This window comes from Mycobacterium sp. (genome assembly GCF_049802695.1).
Taxonomy (GTDB): Bacteria; Actinomycetota; Actinomycetes; order Mycobacteriales; family Mycobacteriaceae; genus Mycobacterium.
The window spans coordinates 1-4726 of the sequence record NZ_JBARMY010000204.1; the positions used below are offsets into that span (position 1 = coordinate 1).

Annotated in this window: 9 protein-coding genes; 5 read left to right on the plus strand and 4 right to left on the minus strand. The window is 66.2% G+C overall.

Going from position 1 to position 4726, the window contains the following annotated elements:
- Both WA317_RS08150 and WA317_RS08155 read left to right on the plus strand, forming a co-directional pair.
- The coding region (locus tag WA317_RS08150; RefSeq protein ID WP_425172547.1) for an inositol monophosphatase family protein at nt 1-349 on the plus strand (349 nt) is incomplete at its 5' end.
- Between the two features lie 18 nt (nt 350-367).
- Nucleotides 368-850, plus strand: coding sequence for an Rrf2 family transcriptional regulator (locus WA317_RS08155; protein ID WP_425172548.1), 483 nt, complete (start codon nt 368-370; stop codon nt 848-850).
- 2 nt (nt 851-852) lie between these two features.
- On the opposite strand, the gene WA317_RS08160 is transcribed toward WA317_RS08155, so the two are convergent.
- Together WA317_RS08160 and WA317_RS08165 are read right to left on the minus strand one after the other, a co-directional pair.
- Nucleotides 853-1242: a VOC family protein gene (locus tag WA317_RS08160; RefSeq protein ID WP_425172549.1), complete on the minus strand. Its 390-nt coding sequence runs from the start codon at nt 1240-1242 to the stop codon at nt 853-855.
- Between the two features lie 49 nt (nt 1243-1291).
- Nucleotides 1292-1714, minus strand: coding sequence for a VOC family protein (locus WA317_RS08165; protein WP_425172550.1), 423 nt, complete (start codon nt 1712-1714; stop codon nt 1292-1294).
- 66 nt (nt 1715-1780) lie between these two features.
- Between WA317_RS08165 and WA317_RS08170 the strand changes: the two genes are divergently transcribed.
- Both WA317_RS08170 and WA317_RS08175 read left to right on the plus strand, forming a co-directional pair.
- A complete protein-coding gene (locus WA317_RS08170) occupies nt 1781-2662 on the plus strand; it encodes an LLM class flavin-dependent oxidoreductase (RefSeq protein ID WP_425172555.1) in 882 nt (293 codons plus the stop codon).
- A gap of 32 nt (nt 2663-2694) precedes the next feature.
- Nucleotides 2695-3081 (plus strand): DUF2237 family protein, encoded by a 387-nt coding sequence (locus WA317_RS08175; RefSeq protein ID WP_425172551.1) that lies wholly within the window; start codon nt 2695-2697, stop codon nt 3079-3081.
- Between the two features lie 2 nt (nt 3082-3083).
- Here the strand turns inward: WA317_RS08175 and WA317_RS08180 are convergent, their stop codons facing one another.
- Nucleotides 3084-3842 carry an SDR family oxidoreductase gene (locus tag WA317_RS08180; protein WP_425172552.1) on the minus strand — a complete coding sequence of 253 codons (759 nt, stop codon included), beginning with the start codon at nt 3840-3842 and terminating at the stop codon, nt 3084-3086.
- 22 nt (nt 3843-3864) lie between these two features.
- Nucleotides 3865-4404, minus strand: coding sequence for a PaaI family thioesterase (locus tag WA317_RS08185; protein WP_425172553.1), 540 nt, complete (start codon nt 4402-4404; stop codon nt 3865-3867).
- A 92-nt stretch (nt 4405-4496) separates the two neighbouring features.
- Here WA317_RS08185 and WA317_RS08190 point away from each other — a divergent pair.
- Nucleotides 4497-4726: TetR/AcrR family transcriptional regulator (locus WA317_RS08190; RefSeq protein WP_425172554.1), on the plus strand; the 230-nt coding region annotated here is incomplete at its 3' end.

Below are 4726 nucleotides of genomic sequence, written 5' to 3' on the forward strand. Positions count from 1 at the left end.
GCCCCCGGCCGACTCGGGCCCGCCGCGAATCGTGGTGTCGCGCACCCGCCCGCCGGCGATCGCGCTGCAGGTCCGCGAGCAGCTGGACGGCACGTTGGTGGAAATGGGATCGGCGGGAGCCAAAGTCGCCGCAGTCGTGCAGGGATTGGCCGACGTCTACGTGCATGCCGGTGGGCAATACGAATGGGATTCAGCGGCGCCGGTCGCGATGGCCCGCGCCGCCGGTCTGCACACCTCACGGATCGACGGTTCGAAGCTGCAGTACAACCAGGCCGATTCGCTGCTGCCGGACTTGCTGGTGTGCCGACCTGAGTACGCCGACGCGGTGCTGACCGCGATCAATTCCTAACGGGGACGGTGGCAAACCATGCGCATGTCTGCGAAGGCGGAATACGCGGTACGGGCGATGATTCAGCTCGCCACCGTCGAGGGCGGCGCGCTGGTCAAGACCGACGACCTGGCGGCGGCGCAGGGTATACCGCCGCAGTTCCTCGTCGACATCCTGTCTGACCTGCGCACCGACCGCCTGGTCCGCAGCCACCGCGGCCGCGACGGCGGCTATGCCCTGGCCCGGCCCGGGTCTGAGATCAGCATCGCCGATGTGCTGCGGTGTATCGACGGCCCGCTGGCCAGTGTGCGTGACATGGGGTTGGGTGACTTGCCGTGCGCCGGTCCGACAGCAGCGCTGACCGATGTCTGGCGGGCACTGCGCGCCAGCATGCGCGCGGTGCTGGAACAAACCACGCTGGCCGACGTGGCCGCGGGCACGCTGCCCGGACACGTCGCCCAGCTGGCCGACGACTACCGCGACCAGGAACGCAATAGGCACGGCCGGCGCTCGGCCGGATAACCTCAGCCGCCCGAGCCGTACGGGCGGGTGAGGATTTCCAGGTGATGTCCGGCCGGATCCGGAAAGTACACCCCACGGCCCCCGTCCCTGTCGTTGATTTGGCCGGGCCGTTTGCCGCGCGGATCAGCCCAGTGTTGCAGTCCGCGAGTGCGGATTCTGGCGTAGATCGCGTCGAACTCGTCGTCGGAAACCAAAAAAGCGTAGTGCTGCGGGTAGATCTCTTCGCCGTCCGGCGTATCGGCGTAGTCGAGGCTAGCGCCGTGATCGAGCCTGACGACCAGGAAAGGGCCGAACGGCGTCGGGTCCGCCATTCCGAACAACTCGGTGAAAAATCGCGCGGACTCGTGCTTGTCTCGAGCGGCGACGATGGTGTGGTTGAAGCTGACAGTCATTGCTCCTGTCAGTCAACCACTCTCGGCATGCCACCACAATGCCGCCCCGTTACTTCGGCGCGGTGAGCTCCAACGCGATGTTGTCCGGATCGCGAAACTCCAGGATGTAGGACGGCCCGATGTCTTTGACAGGCTCGTGGCGGATGCCCAGGTCGTCCAAATGTCCGGCGGCGTCGTCTAGATCGGCTTTGCTGGCGGTGCGGAACGAGAGGTGGTCCAACCCGACCCGGTTCTCGTCGAAAGTGTCGGTGCCGACCGGCCGTAGCCCGATCAATGCCCCGCCGAGGTCGTAGACGACACCACCGGCGAGGAATTCGAGGCGGCCGCGGGTTGCTTGGTCGGCATTGTCGGGCACTTCCAGCAGCACCGGCCAGCCGAAGACACTCTCATAGAACTGTCGAGATCGTTCGATGTTGGTGACAGTGAGCCGGACATGCGCGATGGAACCGCTGCTGATCACCACCCGCTCCATGCTGCCACCCCGAAAGGCTCAGGGGCACTTCTCGGGCATGCCAAAATCGCGATCGTGCAGATAGGAATGACAATGCCGGTGATGGAGCCGGACCTGGATTCGACTGTGCTGCGTGATTGGGCGCGCGCGATCGACGAGGGCCCCTTCTCGTCGCTGTGTTGGGGTGAGCGCATTGCGTTCGACAATCCTGAGTCACTGACCTTTCTTGGGGCGGTGGCGGCCTGGACCGAACGGATCCGGCTGGTGACGACGGTGATCGTGCCGCAACTGCACGACCCCGTCATGCTGGCCAAAGCTCTGGCGACCGGTGACGTGCTGTCGGGTGGACGGCTCACCGTCGGTTTAGGAGTGGGCGGCCGGCATGAGGACTACCAAGCGGTCGGCGCCGACCTGACGGCTCAGAGCAGACGCGGCATGGCTGAGCGGGTCGCGGTCATGAAGCGGGTCTGGGCGGGCGAAAATGTCACCGAGTCGACCCGTCCGGTCGGGCCGCCGCCGATTCAGCCGGGTGGGCCGCCGCTGCTGGTCGGCACCATCGGGCCGAAGACCGTTCGCAGCGCTGCCGGCTGGGCCGACGGGCTGGCCGGCACCACCTTGGACCTCGACGTCGGCAAGCAGAACGAGCTGTTCGACGTGGCCCGAGCGGCGTGGGCCGAGGTCGGCAAGCCGAAACCGCATTTGGCGACGTCGTTCTGGTTTGCCCTCGGTTCGTCGGAGGACGCCCGCGCTCAGGTGCACCGCCACCTGCGTCGCTACATGAACTGGATTCCTGCGGAGTATCTCGACGCGATGGCGCCGACGACCGGCTGGGCCGGTAACGAGGAGGAGTTGGCGGCGGTGTTGCGCACCTTCGAGGCGATCGGCGCAGACGAAATTCAGCTCATTCCAACAACTTCTGATCTCGATCAGCTGCGCGGAGTGGCCGACGTGGTGAGCGAACTGGCTTAGGCCTGCTCGGATCAAACCGTCATACTGACACAGTGGCTGAACGCAACGTGCTGGGCGCCGCACTGGAGCCGTGCGGCACCGATCCCCTGACCGGCTTTTATCGAGACGGCTGCTGTTCGACCGGGTCCGAGGACCTCGGTCGCCATACCATCTGCGCTGTGGTGACCGCGGAGTTCCTGCAGCATCAACGATCGATCGGCAACGACCTGTCGACGCCGCGACCGGAGTACCGGTTTCCCGGCCTCAAGCCGGGCGATCGGTGGTGTGTCACTGCGTTGAACTGGCTGCAGGCTCACCGGGACGGCTGCGCGGCCCCGGTCGTGTTGGCATCCACCAACGAGCGCACGCTCGACGTCGTACCCCTGGAAGCGCTCCGCCAGTACGCCGTCGACGTGCCCGACGACCTGGGCAGTTTGTAGCCCTAGCCGAAACTCGGGGTGAAGGCGACGTCGTCAGGTGCCGCGTGCCGGGCGGCCAATAGGGCCCGCGCCGCGTCGCCGATCGGAATCCGCAACGGCAGTTCGGGTTTCTCGGCGGCGTCGACCACTTCGGCAGCCACTTGCTCAGGGGTGATCAGACCGGCACGCATCCCGCCGCCTGCCAGTATGGCCGCGTAGGGATCGTCGGCAAGGGTGTAGGTGGTCACGTCGTCGAGGGCGCCGGAACTGACGGCACCGGGTTCGAGCAGCGCCGCCTGCACGCCGAACGGAGCGACTTCGATGGACAGCGCCTCCACCAGGGCTTCCAGTGCCCACTTCGTCGCCGCGTAGGCCGTGCTCGGCGGCAGCACGATTCGGCCGAGGACGCTGGACATGAACAGCAGCTTGCCCTCACCCCGGGCGCGCATCTGCGGCAAAACCGCCTGGGCTACCCGGACCGCGCCGACGGTGTTCAGGTTGAGCAATCGCTGCAGCTCCGCCAATGGTGTGGCCTCGACGGCGGCGTAGAAGATGACGCCGGCGTTGGCGATCACGATGTCGATGTCACCTGCGGCCCTGAGTGCAGCGGTGACGCTGGCGTCGTCGGTGACGTCGAGTGCGAGCCGCTGGTCGACGTCGAGTTCGGCCAGCGATTGCGGATCACGTGCGGTGGCCACGACACGGTGGCCGCGCTGAGCGAACTCGGTGGCGATAGCACGGCCGATTCCGCGGTTCGAGCCGGTGATCAGAACGGAAGACATGACGCTCCTTTGGTTTTGATGGTTAACCGGGCAGTTCGAAAATCAACAATGTGCTGGTCGCGGCGGCGACGAGGCCGCCGGAGCTGTCGGTCACCGTTCCCTCGGTGAATCCGATTCGCGACCCGGCTTTGACGACACTGCCGACGGCGGTCAAGTCGCCGCTGGCCAAAGTGACCTGCTTGAGATAGCTGACCTTGATCTCCACCGAGGTGTAGCCGACGCCTTGCGGAAGCGTGGTGTGCAGCGCGCAGCCGAGGGCGGTGTCCAGCAGGGTGCACACCGTGCCGCCGTGCACCATGCCGAGCGGGTTGTACATCGAGCCGTCCGGGGTGCAGCTGAACGAGATCCTGCCGTGTTCGACGTCGATTACGCGCATTCGGAACAACTCTCCGATCGGCGGCGGCGGTAGGTGCCCCTCGGCGACATTGCGCCAGTACGCCAGGCCCGGCATGGACGCCGCGGCCGCCCGGGTGGCCATCGGGTCGCACCAGTTGACCGACCGCGACTGCGGTTCACCCCAGCCGTTGCCGTCGAGAACGCGGGCCAAGTCGAGAGCGTTCATCGGCAGCCTCCGTGAAAACCGATCGGTTTACTTCAGTCGTACAGTAGCCGGTTTTTCTGTTGGTGTAAACCGATCGGTGTACCCTGGGCAGCGTGAGCGGAACCGCTTCAACGACGCGACGGGCGAACGGCGGCGGTGCGCGCGAGCGCATTCAGCGGGCGGCGGCCCGGCTGTTCTACCGGCGCGGGATTCACACCACCGGCGTCGAACTGGTTGCCCAGGAAGCCAACGTCTCCAAGCGCACCCTCTACCAGCATTTCGCCAGCAAGACCGATTTGGTTGGCGATTATCTGCGGGCGTTCGATGCGCGGGGCGGGTCACC

What these genes read in the sequence shown, in the direction of transcription:
- WA317_RS08155 (WP_425172548.1), top strand. Translation starts at nt 368, where the DNA reads ATGCGCATGTCTGCGAAGGCGGAATACGCGGTACGGGCGATGATTCAG.
- WA317_RS08160 (WP_425172549.1), bottom strand. Translation starts at nt 1,242, where the DNA reads ATGACTGTCAGCTTCAACCACACCATCGTCGCCGCTCGAGACAAGCAC.
- WA317_RS08165 (WP_425172550.1), bottom strand. Translation starts at nt 1,714, where the DNA reads ATGGAGCGGGTGGTGATCAGCAGCGGTTCCATCGCGCATGTCCGGCTC.
- WA317_RS08170 (WP_425172555.1), top strand. Translation starts at nt 1,781, where the DNA reads ATGACAATGCCGGTGATGGAGCCGGACCTGGATTCGACTGTGCTGCGT.
- WA317_RS08180 (WP_425172552.1), bottom strand. Translation starts at nt 3,842, where the DNA reads ATGTCTTCCGTTCTGATCACCGGCTCGAACCGCGGAATCGGCCGTGCT.
- WA317_RS08185 (WP_425172553.1), bottom strand. Translation starts at nt 4,404, where the DNA reads ATGAACGCTCTCGACTTGGCCCGCGTTCTCGACGGCAACGGCTGGGGT.